Here is a 19,109-nt window from a genome sequence, read left to right on the forward strand (position 1 = left end):
GTCGAAAGGTTCGACCAGGTACGCCCGATTCGACCAAGTACGCCCGATTCGACCCGGCACCGAAGACCAGGGAGACCCCCCCCCGCGCACGCGAGAGCGGGGCCCGTGCCGCCCCGGCCCGGACCCCGCTCGTTGACGGAGACGTCTAGCGCGCTGTGGCCAGCACGTCGTTCGTCCCCGCGGCGACGCTCACGGGTGCACCCGTGGCCGGAGTGGGCCGTCCCAGGGAACGGACGGTCCAACCCGCCTTGACCCAGTCGGTGACCGGGAGGCAGTTGCGGGCGTCGATCACGAACCGACGACCGACGATGGCGGCGAGCTCGACGGGCGAGGCCTCGACGATGTCGTCCCACTCGGTGAGGACGAGCACGACGTCCGCGTCCTCGATCGCGTCGACCATCGACGACGCGTACGACAGCGTCGGGAACGAGCGTCGAGCGGTCTCCATCGCCTCCGGGTCCCACAGGGTGACCTGGGCACCGCGGAGGTGCAGCGCGGCGGCGACGTTGAGCGCCGGCGAGTCGCGGACGTCGTCGGTGAGGGGCTTGAAGGCGGCTCCGACGACGGCGACGCGGCGGTTCAGCACGGATCCGCCGAGCGCCTCGATCGTCATGTCGATGACGCGTTCCCGCTGCCCCATGTTGATCTCGTCGACCTGCTGCATGAGGCCGACCACGCGCCCTGCGCCGAGTTCGTTCGCGCGGTGCATGAGCGCCCGGATGTCCTTCGGCAGGCAGCCGCCACCGAAGCCGAGGCCGGCGTTGAGGAACTTCCGGCCGATGCGGGCGTCGTGCCCGAGGGCGTCCGCCAGCGTCGACACGTCGGCACCGGTGATGGCGCACATCTCCGAGATCGCGTTGATGAAGGAGATCTTCGTGGCGAGGAACGCGTTCGCGCTGACCTTGACGAGCTCCGCGGTGGCGAGGTCGGTGGTGATGACCGGGGTGCCCTCGGCGATGGGTGCGGCGTAGACCTCGCGGATGACGGCGTCGGCGGCATCGGACGCGCCGCCCCAGACCAGCCGGTCCGGGTGCAGGGTGTCGTCGACGGCCTTGCCCTCGCGGAGGAACTCCGGGTTCCAGATGAGCTCGGCGCTGATGCCCGACGGCGTGAACTCGCGGACGATGCCGCGGAGCCGTGCCGCGGTCCCGACCGGGACGGTGGACTTGCCGACGATCAGCCCCGGGTGGGTGAGGTTCTCGGCGACGCCGCGGGTGGCGCTCTCGACGTAGGCGAGGTTCGCGGCGTGCGACCCGGCCTTCTGCGGCGTGCCGACGCACACGAAGTGCACGTCGGCCGCGGCCACGGCGGACGCGATGTCGGCCGTGAAGCGCAGCTTGCCGCTCGCGACGTGCTTCGTGATGAGCTCCGGCAGTCCGGGCTCGTAGAACGGGACCTCGCCGGCGGCCAGGGCTGCGAGCTTCGACGGGTCGACGTCCACGCCGATGGTCTCGAAGCCCATCTCGGCCATGGCGGCCGCGTGGGTGGCACCGAGGTAGCCGGTGCCGATGACGCTGATGACGGGTGCGGGACGGGTGTCGGCCGCAGCGGACGACTTCTTGGACGCGGTCATGGCGTGACCTCCTGCAGGTCGTAGTCGATGTCGGTGCGCTTGATGCCGTCGGAGAAGGCCTGGAGGCTGTCCGAGCGGGAGTCGAGGCGCCAGTCGTTGGTGGTGCGGGTGCCGTCGACGATGGTCGTCGCGGTCTCGCTGAAGTAGGCGAAGCCGATGATGTCCGCGTTGGCGGGGTCGGCGAGGGCGTCGAACAGCGAGTTGATCCACTGGGACTTCTGGGAGTTGGACACGCTCCCGCCGGTCTCGGTCGCGCCGATCTCGTTGAGGACGATCCCCTTGCCGGGTGCGACCTCCCGGATCTGCGCGAGCGTGGCCCCGAAGGTGTTCTCGAACGTCGGCGCCTCGGTCGCGTCACGGTAGTAGCCGCTCATGCCGACCCAGTCCACGTACTCCGGACCGGGGTAGTAGTTCCGCATGTAGTCGAGCGTCTGGTACTTCGTGTTGCCGAGCTTGTCGATGCGCGAGGGCGACCAGTCCCAGATGGCGTACTGGTTCGCGCCGTTGTCCTGGAAGACCTGCCAGACGTGCTTCCACATCGCCGTGTAGGAACCGGCCGCGTTCTGCTGCTTCGTGGACTCGGACCAGTTGTACCACTGGCCGTTCATCTCGTGGTCGAAGCGGATCACGAGCGGCTGCCCGTTCGCCGTGAGCGCCTGGGCGTACTTCGTCAGGTAGGCGTCGAACTTGCCCGAGATGATGTCCTCGTTGGTGTACCCGGGCACGTAGGGCTCGTCGTTGCCGGTCTGGGCGGGCACGGACTCCCACGTCATCATCGGCAGGCGGCCGTTCGCCCACGAACGCTGGACGGCGTTGCTGTTGAAGTCCTGGTCGAAGCCCTGGAAGAACCCGACCATGTTCGTGGCCTTGCCGACCTCCTTCGAGACCTGGTCGTACTCGGACCAGTTGAAGGGCGACTGCGCCGTGTAGAGGCCGTACCAACGCGACTGCTGCGCGAGGATCTGCGCCTTGGTCGGGGTGGTGACCGGGTCGGTGGTGTCCGGGTCCTTGGACGGCCCGGTGTTCGGGTTCGTCACGCCACTGCCGGAGCCGTTGCCGTTGCCGTTGCTGGACCCGCCCGAACCCGACCCGCCGGAGCCACTGCCCGAGCCGGAGCCGCCGGAGCCGCTGCCGGACCCGGCCGCGTTGACGGAGGTCCCGGACCCGCCGGAGGAGGACGAGCCTCCCGACCCGCTCTTCGCGGCACCGAGCTGGGACTGGAGCGACGCGAGCTGCGCCTTGAGCTGCGTGATCTGGTCGGCACGCGACCCGGCCTGCGCGCTGGTGGAGTCGAGCTTGCCCTCGAGGGCCCAGATCTCCTTCTGCGCGGCGTCGAGCTTCGTCTGGAGCTCCGCCGCCGAGACCTTCTTCTTCGGCGGGGTGACGCCGAGCGCCTGGTGGACCGCGGTCGACACGGAGCCGGCCGGGGACACCCAGACGTTCCAGGTGATCAGCCCGAGGACGAGGACGATGGCCGTGGTGCCGACGGCGGTGAGCCGAGCGTGCTTGCTGGACTGGGCCCACCACGTACTTGAGGATCGGATGAGGTCAGACAATGAGGAAGGCCTCCAGGGCGAAGACCGCGATGCCGATGCAGTACGGGATCGCGGCGTACGGGTTGTACCGGCGGACGCGTGCGGGCGACTGCTTCGCTGCCGAGGCGGCGGCCGGAGCGGCTGCCTGCGCCTGCGCGGCGGAACGGCGGGTCGCGAGCACCGTCGCGGTGGAGTTGGTGGTGGCGTCCGGGCCGAAGAGCTCGTCGAACGCGCGGTCGGCGGCGCGCTGGTCCGCGGTCGGGGCGGACGGCCGGCCGGACGCGTCGACGGGGGCGGCGTCGATCGGGCTCACCGGGGTCTGCGTCCCGACCGCCGACGGCTGCACGGCGTCGGCGGGGTCCTCTTCCATCGGCCCGCCGGCGTAGGCGCCGGCCCGGGTCCCCCAGCCGGACGCGTGCGCCAGGCGGAAGAAGCCGATGAGCCGGATCGGCATGAGGAAGAACGTCGACACGATGATGAACATCGGCAGTCGGAAGAAGTCGCTCGGCTTCTCGGCGAGGTGCCGCATCTGCCGGATCGCCATGCTGAGCACGCTCGAGACGACCATGAGGGCGGCGACGTAGATGAACCCGGTCGAGAACCCGTACTGCTGCAGGATGCCCTGGTAGAGGTTCTCGCCCTGCCCGGTGAACGCCCGGTAGATCCAGCCGGCGATCACGCCGAAGAGCATGAACGGCAGGATGATGTCGGTCAGGAAGAACAGCGCGAGGACCGGCGCGTGGCCGAGCATCCAGGGCAGCATCCGGAGCGTGTTGTACTGCGAGCCGCGTGCCCAGCGGAGCTGCTGCTTGAACAGCTTCTTCACCTGCAGCGGGGCGTCCGTGTAGACCAGCGACGTGTACTGGTAGACGGTCCGGTAGCCCTCCTTGAGCGTGAGGTTCGTCAGCGTCCGGTCGTCGGAGACCTCGAGGAACACGCCCATGAACTTCTCGTGCATGAACCGGTCCATGACGCGCACGAGGATGTCGCGGCGGAAGGCGATCGTGCGTCCGGGCAGGCAGCCGATCTGGCCGAGGACGCTCTGCGCGGGCATCGAGTACAGCGCGCGGGAGTTCTCCAGCCAGTCCGCCCAGCGGGTGATCCAGCTGCGCTCGGGCTCCAGGATGCGCTGGCGGGTCGTGACGCCGCCGACGGAGGCGTCCGCGAACGGCTTGAGCAGCTCGTCGAGCGTGCCGGGGGTCCAGACCGTGTCCGAGTCGACGAGCACCGTGATGTCACCGTTCGACATCTCGGTGCCGACCTTGACGGCGTTGCGCTTGCCCGGGATGGGCGTGTGGGTCCAGCGGACGAGTGGGGCGAACTCGTCGCAGACCGCTTCGAGCGCCTCGTTCCGGGCGCCGTTGATGACGACGATGATCTCACCGGGACGCTGCTCGACCATGCGGCCGATGACGTCTCGGAAGAGGTCGAGCGGTTCGTCCACGACGGGGACGACGACGCTCGTGGTGCCGGTGTAGGTGCCGGTGTAGGGGCGGTAGCGGGCGGAGAGGACGACCTTGAGCAACCAGAGCAACCAGATCACCGCGGAGTACACGGCGAAGAGGTAGAACTCGGGGTGTCCGTCGACCATCTGCCTGATCTGCAGAATGAAGGTGAACATCGATCCCTGCTTCAACGTTCGAGGTGGGTGATTCCGCGCCATCGGGAAATCGGGGTCGGTTCGGGTGACCCCATTGATGCAGAAAGCGGACCGCCCTCGCAACGCGACCCCCGTCCGGGGGCGTTACGGGGACGTTACGGGGTACGTCCTGGTCCCCCTCCCGTCGTCGCGATCGTGTCCGCACTGCTGCCGACAGCACTCCGGTGGACGCGTTTCACCCCGCCACTCACCCTGCACGGGTCGAAGGACGGCCTGGAGGCACGGATCACGCCTCAAGGAAAGCCCTGGTCCGAGCGTGGTCGCCGGGCGCGGCGCGCGTGCCGAGCATGGCCACCTTCTCGACGGCGCGACCCGCCGGTCACGGTGCGGTAACGACGCACGGCGTCGTCGGCGGCGGGGTACACGCCGTCGCGAACGGGGGACGGCCCGTGTTACGCCGAATTCACTTCCGAGGACACGTCAACTCGGCGCGAAACACGTCGGTCCGGGCGTGTCGTGCGCACGACAGGTGTCGTGTCACGCGCCGTAGAACTCACGCTCGAACACCTGCCGCGCACGCCGGGTGATGCCGAGGTAGTCGTCCTCGAGCTGTGACGCCGACCCCGGCGGGTACTCCATCAGGCGTGCGACGCCCTCGAGCTGGGTGCGGTCCACGGGCAGCACGTCGGTGGTCTTCCCCGACCAGAGCACGAGCGCGCTCCGGGTCCGGGAGGCGAACCGCCACGCGGCGCCGAGGCGTTCGGCGTCCTCGGGGCCGATGAACCCCGCTTCGGTCGCGGCGTCCAGGGCCTCGAGCGTCGACGTGGTCCGGAGCCCGGGCACCGTCAGGGCGTGCTGGAGCTGCAGGAGCTGGACGAACCACTCGACGTCGCTCAGCGAGCCGCGGCCGAGCTTGAGGTGGCGCGCGGGATCGGCGCCGCGCGGGAGTCGTTCGGACTCGACACGGGCCTTGATGCGCCGGACCTCGCGGACCTCCTGGTCGTCGATGTGGTCCGGGTACCGGGTGCGGTCGGCGAGGTGCTCGAAGTCCCGCAGGAGCTGCTGGTCCCCCACGGCGCCGCGTGCCCGGAGGAGCGCCTGGGCCTCCCAGGTCAGCGACCACCGGGCGTAGTACGCGCCGTACGAGTCGAGGGTGCGGACCACGGGGCCGTTCTTGCCCTCGGGGCGCAGGTCGATGTCGAGGTCGAACGGGTGGATCGCGTCGTCGGTCAGCCGGGCGAGCTCGCGCACGATCGTCTGGGCCGCGCGCGACGCCTGCTCGGCGGGGATCTCCGCCGGGGCCCGGTAGACGTAGAGGACGTCGGCGTCCGACCCGAAGCCGAGCTCCCGCCCGCCGTACCGCCCCATCGCGATGACGCCGAACTCCAGCCCGTCCGGGGCGTCCCGCCGGGCGAGGGTCAGCGCGCCGGCGAGGGTCGACTCCGTCACGTCGCTCAGCGCCGGGCCGAGGGCGTCGACGTCGAGCTGGCCGAGCACGGCGGCCATGCCGAGGCGCAGGGTCTCCCGGCGTCGGGCGGACCGCACGAGCGCCGCTGCGCCGTCGACGTCGTCACCGTGCCGTGCGGTGGTGGCGGTGACCTCGGCGAGGAGCGACTCGATCGGCCGTGGGCGCAGCAGGGTGTCGGGCTCGTCGAGCCAGGCCACGGCCTCGGGGAACCGCTCGAGCAGCCCGGACAGGAACGCCGACTCGGACAGCACGGTGGTGAGCGAGTGCGCGGCACCAGAGGAGTCCCGCAGCATCCGGAGGAACCAGCTCGACTCCCCCAGGGTGTCGCTCAGCCGCCGGAAGGCCAGGAGCGCGCGGTCCGGGGCCGGTCCCTCCGCCATCCACCGCAGGAGCACGGGGAGCAGGTTCCGCTGGATGGCCGCGCGACGGCTCGTGCCCTGGGTCAGTGCCCGGATGTGGCTGAGCGCACCGGCCGGGTCCGCGAAGCCGATCGCGCCGAGGCGGTCGACGGCCTGGTCGCTCGTCAGCACGATGTCGCCGTCGCTCGCGGCCACGGCGGACAGCAGCGGACGGTAGAAGAGCCGCTCGTGCAGGCCCCGGACCTCGAGCTTCACGCCGCGCCAGCGGGTCTCGAGCGCGGACGCCGACTTCGCGAGCCCGCTCGACCGGGCCAGGACCCGCAACTCCTCCTCGTCCGAGGGCATGAGGTGGGTGCGCTGCAGCCGGCGGAGCTGGATGCGGTGCTCGAGCACGCGGAGCAGGGCGTAGTCGGGACCGAAGCGCGCGGCTTCGGGTCGGCCGACGTAGCCGGCGTCGGTGAGTGCGTCCATCGCCTCGAGCGTGGAGCGGACCCGGACGGACTCGTCGTCGCGGCCGTGCACGAGTTGCAGGAGCTGCACGGTGAACTCGACGTCGCGCAGGCCGCCTGGACCGAGCTTGAGCTGCCGGTCGACCTCGGCGTCCGGGATGTGCTCCGTGACCCGCTCCCGCATGCGCTGCACGGACTCGACGAACCCGGGGCGCTTCGCGGAGTTCCACACGAACGGACCGACCGCGGCGGCGTAGCGCTCCCCGAGGTCGGCGGACCCGGCGATCGGCCGCGCCTTGAGCAGCGCCTGGAACTCCCACTCCTTCGCCCAGCGCTCGTAGTACGCCACGTGCGAGTCGAGCGTCCGGACGAGGGCGCCGTCCTTGCCCTCCGGTCGGAGGTTCGCGTCGACCTCCCACAACGCGGGCTCGGCGGCGAGGTCGGTGATGGCGTGCGTCGCGGCGATCGCCAGTCGGGTCGAGATGAGCACGGCGCGGTCGGTGCCGATGGTGTCCGTGGGCTCCGTGACGAAGATGACGTCGACGTCGCTGACGTAGTTGAGCTCCCGAGCACCGGCCTTGCCCATCGCGATGACGGCGAGCGGGGTCGCAGCGACGTCGGCGGCCGGGAAGGGCACCTCGCGCCGGGCGACGTCGACGGCGGCCTCGAGCGCAGCGCCCGCGAGGTCGGCCAGTCCCGCGGCCACGGCCGGGAACGCCTCCGTCGGCGACACCTTGAGGACGTCGAACAGGGCGATCTGCGCCAGGTGCCGACGGTAGCGCACCCGGAGCCGGAGCCGGGCATCCTCACCCGTGGCGCCGTCGATCGCGGCGAGCAGCGACTCCGTGTACCGCTCCTGCGACCACGGCTCGGTCACCGGGTCGAGCAGCAGGGCGATCTCGGCCGGACGGCGGTGCAGGAACTCGCCGAGCCCGACCGACGCGCCGAGCAACCGGACGAGGCGTTCGGTCGCCGCCTCGTCGGCGAGCACCGGACGCAGCTCGTCCGGCGCGCGCTCGAGCAGCCGCTCGAGCGCGCGGAGCGCGCCGTCCGGATCGGCCGTCGACTCCCACATGGCCGGGGCGTCGCTGACCGGGACCTGCAGGTCGGAGCCGAACCGTGCCTCCAGGTCGGCGATCCGCTGCAGGCTCTCCGAGAGCTCCGCGAAGCCCAGGCGGGCCAACTCGGAACGTGACGTCGTCGTCCGGCCGGTCATCTGGTGCGTGTCCCGCGGACCGTCAGAGCGCGCCGAGGTTGGTGTCGAGCTCTAACGGCGTGACCTGGTCGCGGTAGCGCTTCCACTCCTGCCGCTTGTTGAGCAGCACGAAGTTGAACACCTGCTCGCCGAGCGTCTCCGCCACGAGCTCGGAGTCCTCCATGAGGCTCAGGGCGTGGTCGAGGCTCGCCGGCAGCTGGCTGTACCCGAGGGCGCGGCGCTCGGAGTCCGTCAGGCTCCACACGTTGTCCTCGGCCTCTGGCGGGAGCTCGTAGCCCTCGTCGATGCCCTTGAGGCCGGCGGCGAGCAGCAGCGAGTACGCCAGGTACGGGTTCGCGGCCGAGTCGATGCCGCGGTACTCGACGCGAGCCGACTGGCCCTTGTTCGGCTTGTACAGCGGGACGCGGACGAGCGCCGAGCGGTTGTTGTGGCCCCAGGTGACGAAGGACGGGGCCTCGTCGCCGCCCCAGAGGCGCTTGTACGAGTTGACGAACTGGTTCGTGACCGCCGTGATCTCCGGCGCGTGCCTGAGCACACCGGCGATGAAGTGCTTCGCGGTGTCGGAGAGCTGGTACTGCCCGCCGGCCTCGTAGAAGGCGTTCTGGTCGCCCTCGAACAGCGAGACGTGCGTGTGCATCCCCGAGCCGGGCTGACCCGAGATCGGCTTCGGCATGAACGTCGCGTAGACGCCCTGCTCGATCGCGACCTCCTTCACGACGGTGCGGAAGGTCATGATGTTGTCCGCCATCGTCAGCGCGTCGGCGTAGCGGAGGTCGATCTCGTTCTGGCCGGGGCCGGCCTCGTGGTGGGAGAACTCCACCGAGATGCCGAGGTCCTCGAGCATGCGCACCGAACGGCGTCGGAAGTCGTGCGCGCTGCCGCCGGGGACGTTGTCGAAGTAGCCGGCACGGTCGACGGGCTGCGGGCCGCCGTCCTGCCAGTCGCGGCTCTTCAGCAGGTAGAACTCGATCTCCGGGTGCGTGTAGAACGTGAACCCGCGCTCGCTCGCCTTCGCCAGCGTCCGCTTCAGCACGTTGCGCGGGTCGGCGACGGCTGGCTGGCCGTCCGGCGTCGTGATGTCGCAGAACATCCGCGCCGTGGGGTCGATCTCGCCGCGCCACGGGAGGATCTGGAACGTCGAGGGGTCCGGGTGGGCCAGGACGTCGGCCTCGTACGAACGGGTCAGGCCCTCGATCGCGGAACCGTCGAACCCGATGCCCTCGGCGAACGCACCCTCGACCTCGGCCGGGGCGATCGCCACCGACTTCAGCGTTCCGATGACGTCCGTGAACCAGAGTCGGATGAACTTGATGCCCCGCTCCTCGATGGTGCGGAGCACGAAGTCCGTCTGCTTGTCCATTGACGCCCTTTCCGTGGTGCAGCTGGGATGCTCAGCCTATTGGTCTTCGTCGTCCCAACGCTCGTTGTTCGCCTTGATCCGGTCCAGGGCGTGTTGCGCTTCCTCACGGCTGTCGAACGGGCCGATGCGGTCGCGCTGCGGGGACTGCGGGCCCTGCTCGACGGCGTGGGTCTTCTCGTTGAACCACCACTGGGACTCGATGCGTTCGTCGCTCATGCCGCCACCGTACCCACGCGGGGCAGGGCGCGCCCCGCGTGGGCGGGACGCAGCCCTCGCGACAGCGACAGTCTGCCGCCCCCGGTCGGCGGCAGCCTGTCGTCCAGGCGGCACAGCCCCCGGGGCAGACCGGCACCTCGTCGCTCTGGCGAGTGACGACCGAGAAGGTGACCGCCTGGAGGCGCGGCGCCCGCCCGGCGGACCGGCACCGCGCCTCCAGGCGGTTGCGCTGGGCGCGGCGCGCGCGAGTCTCGCGCCGGGCGCGGCGGTTGCGAGCGCGAGTCTCGCGCTGGGCGACGGTTCTCGCGGCGCGAGCCACGAGAACCGTCGCTGACACCGAGTCTCGCGGCCGCGACGTCGCGCGGCCGCGGGCGCGGCACGCAGCGCAGTGCGCCGCGGCTAGAGTGGTCCGCATGCCCCGGGACGAACACGGACACCTGACCGCTGGCCGCATCTCCCCGCAGCGGGCCGTCCCGAAGGACATCGAACGCCCCGAGTACGTCGGCCGGGCGGAGCCCCACGAGCACGGGCTCGGCGACACGTACACGCCGGAGGAGGTCGAGCGCATCCGGGTCGCCGGCCGCATCGCCTCGCAGGCCATCGACGCCGTGGGCGAGGCGATCCGCCCTGGCGTCACCACCGACGAGCTCGACCGCATCGGCCACGAGTTCGTCGTGTCCCACGGCGCGTACCCCTCGACGCTCGGCTACCGCGGGTACCCGAAGTCGCTCTGCTCGAGCCTCAACGAGGTCATCTGCCACGGGATCCCCGACGACACCGTGCTGCAGGAGGGCGACCTCGTCAACATCGACATCACCGCCTACAAGGACGGGATGCACGGGGACACGAACCGGACCTTCATCGTCGGCGAGGGCACGCAGGAGGTCCGCGACCTCGTCGACCGGACGCGGACCGCGCTCGAGCGCGGGATCAAGGCCGTCGCCCCGGGCCGCCAGGTCAACGTCATCGGCCGCGCGATCGAGGCCTACGCGAAGCGGTTCGGCTACGGCGTCGTCCGTGACTACACGGGGCACGGCGTCGGGCGGGCCTTCCACTCCGGGCTGATCATCCCGCACTACGACGCACCCCGCTTCGACGACGTCATCGAGCCCGGCATGGTCTTCACGATCGAACCGATGCTCACGCTCGGCGGCATCGAAGCGGACATCTGGGCCGACGACTGGACCGTCTCCACGCGGGACAAGTCCTGGACCGCACAGTTCGAGCACACCCTCGTCGTCACCGAGCGCGGCGCGGAACTCCTCACCGTCTCCTGACACCCCTACCGAAAGGCTCCCCATGACCTCCCTCGCAGTCGGCGTCGACATCGGCGGTACGGGCATCAAGGGCGCGATCGTCGACGTCTCCACCGGCGAACTCACCACCGACCGGATCAAGAAGGCCACGCCCGAGGGCGGGAAGCCGCACGACATCGTGGCGGTGGCGAAGTCCATCGTCGAGGAGCTCGCTCCGGCTGCGGACGTCGCGGTCGGCGTCTGCTTCCCCGCGATCGTCCGCGACGGCAAGACCATGTCGGCGGCGAACGTGTCGAAGAAGTGGATCGGCTTCGAGGCCGAGGCCCTCTTCGAGAAGGAGCTCGGCCGCTCCATCCACTTCGTGAACGATGCCGACGCCGCCGGGTACGCCGAGCAGCAGTTCGGCGCGGCGAAGGGCAAGGACGGCCTCGTCGTCGTCACGACCCTGGGCACGGGCATCGGCAGCGCGCTCATCAACGACGGCGTCCTGATCGTCAACTCGGAGCTCGGGCACCTGGAGATCGACGGACACGACGCCGAGTCGCGGGCATCCTTCGCGGCCAAGGAACGGGACGACCTGTCCTGGAAGCACTGGGCGAAGCGGCTGCAGAAGTACTACTCGACGCTCGAGGCGCTGCTCTCCCCCGAGCTCTTCGTCGTCGGCGGCGGCGTGTCGAAGCAGTACGAGGAGTTCCTCCCCCTGCTCGACCTGCAGGCGGACATCATCCCGGCGACCCTCCGGAACAACGCGGGCATCATCGGCGCGGCGACCCTGGCGGCGCGCTCGCAGTCGTAGCGCGACGCGCCTGCTCGGAACGTCGAGGTCGCACAACACGCCGTCGACTGCGCGCCGAGGTCGCCGGATCGGTCGCCCGAGCCCGCTCCGAGCGACACTTCGCGCGACCTCGGCACCCCGGCCGCTACACTGGGTCCCGCGAATGGGTCGGTGAGACGGTCGCGTCACTCCCCCGGGAGTGCCGAGGAACGTCCGGGCTCCACAGAGCAGGGCGGTGGGTAACACCCACCCGGAGCAATCCGCGAGACAGTGCCACAGAAAGCAGACCGCCGGCGGCGACGTCGGTAAGGGTGAAACGGTGGTGTAAGAGACCACCAGGGGTCCGGGTGACCGGATCCGCTCGGTAAACCTCGCCCGGAGCAAGGTCAGACAGAGGACGCTGAGGCTGCTCGCCGAGTCCTCGGGTAGACCGCTGGAGGCCGACGGCAACGTCGGTCCGAGAGAGATGGCCGTCACCGCCACGCAAGTGACGGGACAGAACCCGGCGTACGGCCGGCCCATTCGCACCACGTACGCTCGACGTGCGCCTCGCACCGTGCGACGCGGGCGCGGGAGTGTGCGAGGTTCCGCGCAGTGTGCGACGCGAAAGCCCTCGCACCGAGACCGGAACCTCGCACGGTACGCGCCATCGCACGGTGCGAGGCACGCACGCACGCGACGCGCGCGCCGCACGCGACGCACGCACGCGACGCACGCACCGACGGCCTGGAGGCGCGGTGCCAGCTGGCACCGCGCCTCCAGGCCGTCCCTGGGTCGCGTCTAGAGCCCGGACTCCGCCGTCCGCACCAGGATCGCGTCGCTGTCGGGGCAGAGCACGACGTCGTCGGGCGCCGCCCGACGGATCGTCTGCAGGTCCGAGTTCGTCAGCGTCACGCCCGACGCCGTCGACACCCCACCCTGCAGCAGCGACGCGCCGAAGCCGTAGCGCGCACGCTGCCGGTCGTAGAGCGCGAGGAGCTCGGCGGGCACCTTCGCGGCGACGTCCGCACGGCTCTGCACGGCCGAGGCGCGGTCGGCCTCGAGCCGGGCGATCTCGGCGTCGCGCTCGGCGGCCAGTCCGGCTCGCGAGGCCTCGACGTCGGCGAGCTGGGCCTCGATGTCGCCGACGCGGGCACGGAAGCCGTCGAGGGTCTCCATGACCTCGAGCTCGGCGGTCTCCAGGTCGCCGATGCGTCGCTGGAGCGAGTCGAGCTCGTTCTGCAGGCCGGCGGCGTCCTTCGCGCTCGACACGTTCTGGAGCATGGTGGTGTCGCGCGCGACCCGGGCCTGCGCCGTCGCCGTGTCGGACTCGAGCCGTGCGAGCTCGCGCTCGGCGTCCTCGACCTCGCCGGTGGCCGCGGCGAGGGAAGCACGCAGGCCGGCGGCAGTCGTGCTCAGCTCGGTGAGGCGGTCGCCCTTCTGGAGCGACGTGATCCGGTGGGCGATCCGGGTGACGTCGTTGTCGAGTCGTTGGACGTCGAGGAGGATGACCTGGTCCTCGGGTGCTGCCTTCATGGTCAGGCTCCTTCAGTTTCGGTGGTGGGTTCGGCGGCCGGCAGGACGGCGAAGTCCCACGGGTCGGTACGGAGGTCGCTCACGGTGACGCGGACCCCGGCGGTAGCACGCAGCTGCTCGGCGGCGACGTCGAGCCAGAGCCACTCGGTGGCCCAGTGCGAGGTGTCGATGAGGGCCGGGCCCCCGCCGAGCAGCGCCTGCTCGCGGAACTCGGACGCGGGGTGGTGCCGCAGGTCGCTCGTGACGTAGACGTCGGCTGCGAGGACGGCCGGGTTCCGCAGGTACGCGTCGCCCGCGCCGGCGCAGAGCGCGACCGTGCGGATCGGCTGCTCGAAGTCGCCCGAGACCCGGACGCCCGTCGCGGTACCGGGCAGCAGGTCGACGAGCGCGCGGGCCAGGGTGCCGAGGGTCGTCGGCTCGGCGAGGGTCCCGACGCGGCCGATGCCCGTCGACGGGTCGGCGCCGGCTTCGAGGGGACGCTGGTCGATCAGACCGAGCCGGTCCGCGAGCACGGCCGAGGTCCCGGTGGTGACGACGTCGGCGTTCGTGTGCGCGGCGACGAGCGCGGTGCCGCCCCGGACGAGCGTCGCGAGCACACGGCCCTTGTAGGTCGACTCGGCGATCGTCGTCACGCCGCGGAGCAGGAGCGGGTGGTGGGTCAGGAGCAGGTCCGCCCCGACCTCGACGGCCTCGTGCGCGGTCGCGGGGACGGCGTCCACGACGAGGTGCACGTGCTCGATCGTCTGGTCGGGGTCACCGGCGACGAGCCCGACGGCGTCCCAGGACTCGGCCCCTGCGGCGGGCCACAGGTCCTCGATCACGGCCTGGAGTTCGCGGAGCGTCGGCATCCCGTCAGTCTACCGAGCGGGCGGTGCGTCCGAGGTGCGCCGGTGGATCAGCGTCGACCGAACGCGTGCAGGATGCGGGCGACGAGTCGTGCCCACCAACCGGCCTGCTCCGTCTCGTCCGTCTCGTCGGTGTAGTGCGCGTCGGAGGGCTCGACCGCGGCGGTCTCGGCGACCGTCGGCGGCTGCACGGCCTCCGGCAGGACCACCGGGGTGCTCGCGGTCGTGCCGACGTGCGCGGTCAGGGCGGCGGCGAACGCGGCACGGTCGATGACCGTGGGTCCGGTGGCGGGCTGGATGAGCGGGGTCGGTCGCGTGTTCGCGGACACCGGTGAGACGACCGAGAGGGACAGCACGGGTCGCGCGACCTCGTCACGTCCCGACGTGGTCGGCGCCGTGGCGTCGATCGCGTCGACGACCTCGGTCGCCTCGACGAGAGCGGGGACCGCCGGCGCGGCCGGCGCGGCGACGCGCTGCACCGGGACCGTGCCGGTGGCGGCACGACGGGCGGCAGCACGCTCGCGACGGCCGGACTCGAGCGCCGCGTCGGCGAGGAGGTCAGCGAAGACCGTGTGGGCGAAGGCCCGTGCGGCCTCGACCTCGGGATCCGTCTGTCCGGCGACGGTGGCCTCCCACGCGGCGAGGCGTGCGAGGTCCTCGTCACGGCGGCGGACCTCGTCCTCGAGGATCACGATGCGCTCGATCGTGGTGCGCCCGCTCGATGCGGACACCTCGACGGCGAGGTCCTCGATGCGGAGGGCGAGGCGCTCCGGGGGTTCGGGGAACGACGGGGCGCAGGCAGCAGCGTGCCGAGCACGGTCGCGGGGGCGGCGGAAGGCGGAGTCGTCGGTCGCGGCCGACGGCACCGGCGCAGCGGCGTCCACCTCCGGCACGGGGACGGTTCCGGCGGGCTCGACTGCGGCGTCCGACGCTGCGTCCGGTCGCTGCACGGGACCGGTGACCGGCGGGACCACGAGGTCCGCCAGGTACGGGGCGCGCGTCGCCGGGGCGTCACGGAGCCACTCCTCGAGCTCGCGACCGAACGGGTCGACGAGGGGGGTGCGTGCACCGGACTGCGTTTCCATGGTCGGAGCATAAATATCGCAACGCTCAGATCCGTGGACATCCGCGGTGTGTCGCTGGAGTCCCTGCCATATCGCGTCGAACGTGAACGGCGTGTCGGCCGGGGCTCGCGCCGGTGTCAGAGCGAGTGCTCGAAGTCCCCCAGCAGGGTTCGTCCGGCGGGCCAGTCGCCGACGCCGCTCGCGACGTTCACGTGCCCGCGTGCGCCGATCCGGACGGCCCCGGCGCCGAGGACGTCGGCGAACCCGACGGCCCGGTCTGCCGAGCAGTACGGGTCGTCGTCACTGATGACCAGCACGGTCGGCACGGCGGACGCTGCGTGCGGCTCGGCGAACCCCGCAGCCTCGGCGGGGAAGCCCGGCGCGGCAGGGTCCGGCGGCGCCACGAGGAACGCCCCGGCGACGGACGGACGGCCCGGCTCCCCCAGCCACCCGGCGACGGCGAGGACGCCCAGGCTGTGCGCGACGAGGACGGGCGGTTCGTCGAGGGACCGGACGGCGCGCGTGATCGCCGCGGACCAGTCGGACGGGTCCGGCTCGCTCCACGAGGCCGGCTCGATGCGCACGACGCCCCCGGGGTCGACGGCGGCGCGTTCGGCCTGCCACCGCGACTGCCAGTGGTCCGGGTCGGAGTTCCAGATCCCGGGGACGATCACCCACGGTCGAGGTCTGCGCACGGTCCAGATCGTAGCGAGGAGTGCCGCCGACCGACGACGCACCCGGGCTCAGCCGTGCAGCGTGTCGCGCGGGTACTCCCCGAACCGACTGGCGTACGCGCCGGAGAACCGTCCGAGGTGCGCGAAGCCCCAGCGCACCGCGACCGCGGCGACGGTGACCTCGCCGGCCGAGGCCCGGCGGAGCTCGTCCCGGACCCGGTCGAGCCGGATGCCCCGCAGCATCGTGTTCGGCGCCGTCCCCACCTGCCGTTGGAAGGCCTGCTGCAACCCGCGGACGCTCAGGCCGACGTGCTCGGCGACGTCCGTGGTGGAGATCGGGGTGTGCGCGAAGGCGTGCATGTACTCCACTGCTTCGCGGACGCGGCCGGTGGCTCCCTGGGGCAGGGAGACGTCCGGCGCGAGCACGGTGTGCGGGAACGTCCGGAGCAGGGCCAGCGCGGTGTCGCGGGCGGTCTCGGCGAGGACGATCGGCGACACGGGCGCGTTGCCCAGCACGGTCGAGGCGGCTCGCTGCACCTGAGCGTTCCAGCCGCGCAGGTCCTCCTTGCGCGGAGCCTGCGTGTGGTCGAACACCAGGGGTGCGGGTCGGGCGCCGTGCTCCTCGGCCGCGATGCCCTCGAGGTACGTCCGCTCGAACTGCACCAGGCTCTGCCGGACGTCCTGCAGGTCGAACCGGAACGGCCGACCGGTCGGGAACATCATCGGTGTCCCCGGGCCGAAGGCGACCTCCTCCCTGCCGACGTCGACGAGCCCGCCACCGTCGGCGAGCCACATCACCACGTACTCGTCACGTGCCTCGAGTTCGCCCTCCATCCGGGCGTCGAACCGGGTCGACCGGAACGACATCGTGTCGTCACCGACCACACGGAAGCGGTAGCTGAAGGGGCGCTCGGTCTGCGCAGCACGGAACCCGGCGCCGTCGTAGGCGTCTTCGTACATCTGGATCGCCGCCGCGAGGTCGTCCCCGGACGTCTCGAAGCTGATCCTGGGGTCGGGCTCGACAGTCATCGACTGGATCGTGACACGGCGGCACGGCACTCCGGTGCCGCGGCGGTGCGCCTTGCGGATAACGGCTCAGGCGCTGCGCGATGCGGACGAAGCGACTCAGCCTCGGGTCAGGCCGCGACGAACGGTCCAGCGGTTCCGGTCAGCGATCCGCTCGTAGCGCAGGTCGTCGACGACCATCTGCACGAGTGCCAGCCCCCGGCCGCTCTCGGCGAGGGCGTCGGGCAGCCGGGCGGCCGACGGGTCGATCGGCACGGCGACCCCGTCGTCGGTGAGGTTGACCTCGACGGCGTCGTCGCCCACGTCGAGGCGCACCGAGCAGGACACCCCGCCGCCACCGCTCGCGTGCTCGATGACGTTCGAGGTGAGTTCGACCAACGCCAGCTCGAGCGCCATCCGGTCCTCCGGCGTCACCGACGGCTCGGCGTTCCACACCGAGGCCAGGAACGTGTGCACCGCCGTGACGTCGTCCGGCGGACACGCCAGGTCGAGGCTGTGCCCGCCCACCGCGGTGCTCATCCCCAGTCGCTGACCGCGGCGTCCCCGTCCGGGTACGTGCGGAGGATCTTGTCCATGTTGGACAGCTTGAGCACCATCTCGACCTGGTCGGACGGTGCTGCGATGCGGAGGTCGCCGCCCGCCTGCCGCGCGGTCTTCAGGCAGCCCACGAGCGCGCCGAGCCCGGACGAGTCCATGAACTCCACCGTCGACAGTTCGACGACGACCTTGGGCCGGCCGCCGGTGACGACCTGCGCCACCGTCTCGCGGAAGGTCGGGGCCGACACCATGTTCAGCCGGCCGCTGCACTCCAGCACCGCGACGTCCGTGTCTGCCTCGTGTACGACGATGTCCATGCCGGTGCCTCCTCAGGTCGGTGCGGCGTGCACCATGCAACCTACCGGGTCACGCCCTCGAGGCGATCCGCCCCCGCCGGGTGGCGACCAGCTGCACGACGACGGCCGCCGCCATGAGCGTCGCCATCACGGCGCCCATCGCGAGTGCGGTGCCGCCCAGTGCACCGGCGAGCGGTGTCCCGAGGCCGCCGAGCCCGAACGTCAGCCCGCCCTGCAACGCGGCGGCCGTCCCCGGGTGCGCCGCGCCGACGTGCTGGGTCCGCGTCATCGCCGCCGGCAGGACGAAGCCCCACGCCGCGGTGACGACGGCGAGCGAGCACCACACCGGGACCGCGCCGAGCCCCAGGAGCGCGGACACCAGGACCCCGGCCGCGCCGACCGTCCCGACGGCGAGGCCGAACGACAGCAGCGCGTCCTCGGAGAACCGTCCGACGACACGACGGAAGACCAGCGTCGTGACGATCATCATCGAGGCGTTGGTCGCGAAGACGAGCGTGTACATGCCCTCCGAGAAGCCGTACTCGGTCTGGAACACGAACGAGCTCGTCGCGATGTACGCGAAGAACCCGATCGTGGAGAGCACCCCGGTGAGCACGTACGCCCGGAACCGCGGGATCGCCATGAGCTCGCGGATGCGCTGCCAGTTCGCACCGAGGCCGACGCCACCGCGCGACCCCCGCGGCAGGGTCTCGTGGAACCGGACGACGACGGCGACGAAGAACACCGCGCCGAGCACCGCGAGCACGACGAACATCAGGCGCCACGTCCCGATCGTCAGGACCGCTCCCCCTGCCAAGGGCGCCACGACCGGACCGATGGCGTTGATCGCCGCGAGCGTGCCGAACACCTTCGCCATCCGCGGCCCACCGGTGACGTCGGACACCATCGCGCGGCCGGCGACGGCACCCGCGGCACCCGCGAGCCCCTGGAACACCCGCGCCACGACGAGCGTCACGACGTCCGGCGCCAGCGCGCACCCGACCGACGCGAGGGCGAACACGGCCGTCCCGACGACCATCAGGGGTCGACGACCGATGCCGTCGCTGACCGGCCCGGCGAGGAGCTGCCCGACGGCGAACGCGACCAGGAAGGCCGTCAGCGAGAGCTGCACGGCACCCGGCGTCGTCCCGAGGTCGCGCGCGATCGCGGGCAGCGCCGGGATGTACATGTCGGTCGCGAAGGGCGAGACGCCCACGATGAGCGCGAGCGGCACGATCGGCGGCAGCACGCTCGACGTCACCGGGGTCCGCATGCGCTCCGTCGTCACGTGGCCACGCTACGCGCACCCGAATCGATTCGACAAGGGCGGGTGCGGCAGGGGCGG

General features: G+C 71.5%; 16 protein-coding genes and 1 other RNA gene. 3 read left to right on the top strand and 14 right to left on the bottom strand.

Going from position 1 to position 19,109, the window contains the following annotated elements; genetic code table 11:
- Positions 1-145: 145 nt before the first annotated feature.
- The 6 genes from CRP27_RS03355 to CRP27_RS03380 all read right to left on the bottom strand — a co-directional run bounded on the left by CRP27_RS03355 (position 146) and on the right by CRP27_RS03380 (position 9,776).
- A complete protein-coding gene (locus CRP27_RS03355) occupies positions 146-1,573 on the bottom strand; it encodes a UDP-glucose/GDP-mannose dehydrogenase family protein (protein ID WP_097179307.1) in 1,428 nt (475 codons plus the stop codon).
- Positions 1,570-3,129 (bottom strand): glycoside hydrolase family 26 protein, encoded by a 1,560-nt coding sequence (locus CRP27_RS03360; protein ID WP_097179308.1) that lies wholly within the window; start codon positions 3,127-3,129, stop codon positions 1,570-1,572. Before CRP27_RS03360 ends, CRP27_RS03355 begins: the two co-directional genes overlap by 4 nt.
- Complete coding sequence (locus tag CRP27_RS03365; protein WP_097179309.1) at positions 3,122-4,729, bottom strand: glycosyltransferase family 2 protein; 1,608 nt, start codon at positions 4,727-4,729, stop codon at positions 3,122-3,124. The genes CRP27_RS03360 and CRP27_RS03365 overlap by 8 nt, the downstream gene beginning before the upstream one ends.
- A 516-nt stretch (positions 4,730-5,245) precedes the next feature.
- On the bottom strand, positions 5,246-8,200 hold the full coding sequence (locus tag CRP27_RS03370; protein WP_097179310.1) for a bifunctional [glutamine synthetase] adenylyltransferase/[glutamine synthetase]-adenylyl-L-tyrosine phosphorylase: 2,955 nt from the start codon (positions 8,198-8,200) through the stop codon (positions 5,246-5,248).
- Positions 8,201-8,222: 22 nt separating this feature from the next.
- Entirely contained in the window at positions 8,223-9,560 is a 1,338-nt protein-coding gene (gene glnA / locus CRP27_RS03375; protein WP_097179311.1) for a type I glutamate--ammonia ligase, read from the bottom strand.
- 36 nt (positions 9,561-9,596) lie between these two features.
- Positions 9,597-9,776, bottom strand: a complete 180-nt coding sequence (locus tag CRP27_RS03380) for an SPOR domain-containing protein (RefSeq protein ID WP_079235856.1) — start codon at positions 9,774-9,776, stop codon at positions 9,597-9,599.
- Positions 9,777-10,189: 413 nt separating this feature from the next.
- Here CRP27_RS03380 and map point away from each other — a divergent pair, with 413 nt between their 5' ends.
- The 3 genes from map to rnpB all read left to right on the top strand — a co-directional run bounded on the left by map (position 10,190) and on the right by rnpB (position 12,332).
- Positions 10,190-11,053 (top strand): type I methionyl aminopeptidase, encoded by an 864-nt coding sequence (gene map, locus CRP27_RS03385; protein WP_097179312.1) that lies wholly within the window; start codon positions 10,190-10,192, stop codon positions 11,051-11,053.
- 22 nt (positions 11,054-11,075) lie between these two features.
- Positions 11,076-11,828 carry a polyphosphate--glucose phosphotransferase gene (gene ppgK, locus CRP27_RS03390; RefSeq protein WP_097179313.1) on the top strand — a complete coding sequence of 251 codons (753 nt, stop codon included), beginning with the start codon at positions 11,076-11,078 and terminating at the stop codon, positions 11,826-11,828.
- 143 nt (positions 11,829-11,971) lie between these two features.
- An RNA gene (gene rnpB / locus CRP27_RS03395) (RNase P RNA component class A) lies at positions 11,972-12,332 on the top strand.
- Positions 12,333-12,587: 255 nt separating this feature from the next.
- On the opposite strand, the gene CRP27_RS03400 is transcribed toward rnpB, so the two are convergent.
- From CRP27_RS03400 to CRP27_RS03435, 8 genes are all read right to left on the bottom strand, one after another.
- The gene (locus CRP27_RS03400; RefSeq protein WP_097179314.1) at positions 12,588-13,322 is read right to left on the bottom strand and encodes a zinc ribbon domain-containing protein; all 735 of its coding nucleotides are present in this window, start codon (positions 13,320-13,322) and stop codon (positions 12,588-12,590) included.
- Positions 13,323-13,324: 2 nt separating this feature from the next.
- Entirely contained in the window at positions 13,325-14,170 is an 846-nt protein-coding gene (locus CRP27_RS03405) for a Nif3-like dinuclear metal center hexameric protein (RefSeq protein WP_097179315.1), read from the bottom strand.
- A 47-nt stretch (positions 14,171-14,217) separates the two neighbouring features.
- Positions 14,218-15,252 (bottom strand): hypothetical protein, encoded by a 1,035-nt coding sequence (locus CRP27_RS03410; RefSeq protein WP_097179316.1) that lies wholly within the window; start codon positions 15,250-15,252, stop codon positions 14,218-14,220.
- 116 nt (positions 15,253-15,368) lie between these two features.
- Entirely contained in the window at positions 15,369-15,926 is a 558-nt protein-coding gene (locus tag CRP27_RS03415; RefSeq protein WP_176505448.1) for an alpha/beta hydrolase, read from the bottom strand.
- Between the two features lie 48 nt (positions 15,927-15,974).
- Positions 15,975-16,934 carry an AraC family transcriptional regulator gene (locus CRP27_RS03420; RefSeq protein ID WP_097179317.1) on the bottom strand — a complete coding sequence of 320 codons (960 nt, stop codon included), beginning with the start codon at positions 16,932-16,934 and terminating at the stop codon, positions 15,975-15,977.
- Between the two features lie 96 nt (positions 16,935-17,030).
- The gene (locus CRP27_RS03425; RefSeq protein WP_097179318.1) at positions 17,031-17,450 is read right to left on the bottom strand and encodes an ATP-binding protein; all 420 of its coding nucleotides are present in this window, start codon (positions 17,448-17,450) and stop codon (positions 17,031-17,033) included.
- The gene (locus tag CRP27_RS03430) at positions 17,447-17,785 is read right to left on the bottom strand and encodes an STAS domain-containing protein (RefSeq protein WP_097179319.1); all 339 of its coding nucleotides are present in this window, start codon (positions 17,783-17,785) and stop codon (positions 17,447-17,449) included. The genes CRP27_RS03425 and CRP27_RS03430 overlap by 4 nt, the downstream gene beginning before the upstream one ends.
- 49 nt (positions 17,786-17,834) lie before the next feature.
- Complete coding sequence (locus CRP27_RS03435; protein WP_255257411.1) at positions 17,835-19,052, bottom strand: multidrug effflux MFS transporter; 1,218 nt, start codon at positions 19,050-19,052, stop codon at positions 17,835-17,837.
- Positions 19,053-19,109 lie beyond the last annotated feature (57 nt).

Source organism: Curtobacterium sp. 314Chir4.1 (genome assembly GCF_900215175.1).
In the GTDB taxonomy this organism is placed as follows: Bacteria; Actinomycetota; Actinomycetes; order Actinomycetales; family Microbacteriaceae; genus Curtobacterium; species Curtobacterium pusillum_A.

Coding starts and splice junctions, on each gene's coding strand:
- CRP27_RS03365 (WP_097179309.1), bottom strand. CDS start 4,729: ATGTTCACCTTCATTCTGCAGATCAGGCAGATGGTCGACGGACACCCC.
- map (WP_097179312.1), top strand. CDS start 10,190: ATGCCCCGGGACGAACACGGACACCTGACCGCTGGCCGCATCTCCCCG.
- CRP27_RS03425 (WP_097179318.1), bottom strand. CDS start 17,450: ATGAGCACCGCGGTGGGCGGGCACAGCCTCGACCTGGCGTGTCCGCCG.
- CRP27_RS03430 (WP_097179319.1), bottom strand. CDS start 17,785: ATGGACATCGTCGTACACGAGGCAGACACGGACGTCGCGGTGCTGGAG.
- CRP27_RS03380 (WP_079235856.1), bottom strand. CDS start 9,776: ATGAGCGACGAACGCATCGAGTCCCAGTGGTGGTTCAACGAGAAGACC.
- CRP27_RS03355 (WP_097179307.1), bottom strand. CDS start 1,573: ATGACCGCGTCCAAGAAGTCGTCCGCTGCGGCCGACACCCGTCCCGCA.
- CRP27_RS03410 (WP_097179316.1), bottom strand. CDS start 15,252: ATGGAAACGCAGTCCGGTGCACGCACCCCCCTCGTCGACCCGTTCGGT.
- CRP27_RS03370 (WP_097179310.1), bottom strand. CDS start 8,200: ATGACCGGCCGGACGACGACGTCACGTTCCGAGTTGGCCCGCCTGGGC.
- glnA (WP_097179311.1), bottom strand. CDS start 9,560: ATGGACAAGCAGACGGACTTCGTGCTCCGCACCATCGAGGAGCGGGGC.
- CRP27_RS03405 (WP_097179315.1), bottom strand. CDS start 14,170: ATGCCGACGCTCCGCGAACTCCAGGCCGTGATCGAGGACCTGTGGCCC.
- ppgK (WP_097179313.1), top strand. CDS start 11,076: ATGACCTCCCTCGCAGTCGGCGTCGACATCGGCGGTACGGGCATCAAG.
- CRP27_RS03400 (WP_097179314.1), bottom strand. CDS start 13,322: ATGAAGGCAGCACCCGAGGACCAGGTCATCCTCCTCGACGTCCAACGA.
- CRP27_RS03420 (WP_097179317.1), bottom strand. CDS start 16,934: ATGACTGTCGAGCCCGACCCCAGGATCAGCTTCGAGACGTCCGGGGAC.